The organism is Streptomyces sp. MnatMP-M17 (assembly GCF_900091995.1).
Lineage (GTDB): Bacteria > Actinomycetota > Actinomycetes > Streptomycetales > Streptomycetaceae > Streptomyces.
In genome coordinates this window covers 1-1,303 of the sequence record NZ_FMDK01001300.1, presented here as the reverse complement: position 1 = coordinate 1,303, position 1,303 = coordinate 1, and the positions used below count along the sequence as shown (strand labels likewise).

Annotated in this window: 1 protein-coding gene; it reads left to right on the top strand. The window is 72.3% G+C overall.

The features are described from left to right. The first annotated feature begins 99 nt into the window (after nt 1-99). Nucleotides 100-1,197, top strand: coding sequence for a hemolysin family protein (locus GA0115259_RS38725; protein WP_093605324.1), 1,098 nt, complete (start codon nt 100-102; stop codon nt 1,195-1,197). Nucleotides 1,198-1,303 lie beyond the last annotated feature (106 nt).

Sequence of the window (1,303 nt, the reverse complement as noted above, 5' to 3'; positions counted from 1 at the left end):
GGACGCCCTGCCCGCGCCGTCCGTGACCGCGGCCGACGCGCCGTCCGTGACCGCGGCCGATATACCGGCCGGTGCTCCCGCGATGGCGGAGGGCGCCCGATGAGCGCCCTGCAACTCGTCTTCGCCCTGGTGCTGGTCCTGGCGAACGGCTTCTTCGTCGGCGCGGAGTTCGCCCTCGTCTCCGTACGCCGCAGCCAGATCGAACCGCACGCCGCACGCGGCTCCGCGCGCGCCAGACAGGTGCTGCACGGCCTGGAGAATCTGCCGCAGATGATGGCCGCCGCCCAGTTCGGCATCACCGTCTGCTCCCTGACGCTCGGCGCGGTCGCGGAACCGACCGTGGCCCAACTGCTGGAGCCCGTCTTCCACACGGCTCAGGTGCCCGAGGGCCTGATCCATCCGCTGGGCTATGTGATCGCCCTGGCGCTGGTCGTCTCGCTGCATCTGGTCATCGGCGAGATGGTGCCGAAGAACCTCGCCATGGCCGCGCCGGAGAAGGCCGCGCTCTGGTTCAGCCCGGGCCTGGTCGGCTTCGCCCGGCTCTGCCGCCCGGTGACCGCCGGGCTCGGCGCCTGTGCCCGGCTCGTGCTGCGGGCCTTCCACGTCGAGCCCAAGGACGAGGTGGAGGCCGTCTTCACCAGCGAGCAGCTCAACCGGCTGGTCGAGGACTCGGGCCAGGCGGGACTGCTGGAACCCGAGGCGCAGGAGCGGCTGGAGGACGCGCTGGAACTGGGCAGCCGCCCGGTCACCGATGTACTGCTCCCGCACGCCTCACTGGTGACGGTGACGCCCGCGATCACTCCGCGCCAGATCGAGGAGCTGACCGTACGCACCGGCTACTCGCGCTTCCCGGTCTGCGCGGAGAGCGGCGGCGTCTTCATGGGCTATCTGCATGTGAAGGACGTCCTCGACCTGGAGGCCGGCGAGCGGGCCGTACCGCAGCATGTGTGGCGCCCGATGGCGACGCTGCGCGCGGAACTCCCGCTGGACGACGCGCTCACCGTCATGCGCCGCGCGGCCACCCACCTCGCCCAGGTCGCGGACGCGTCCGGACGGGTGCTCGGCCTGGTGGCGCTGGAGGACGTCCTGGAGAAACTGGTGGGCGAGGTACGGGACCCGTCCCACCGCGAACGCGCCCAGAAGACCCCAACGCTAGGAGGCCAACGCACGGACGCGCCACAGGTCCTGACCCACTGAGCGCCTCCCGGCGAGGACCGTCCGGCGGGTTTGTCCTCAATCGCCGGACGGGCTTGGTGGGTGCCCGCACCGGCCCGCACCGGCCCGCGCCGCCAGGCGCGCACGC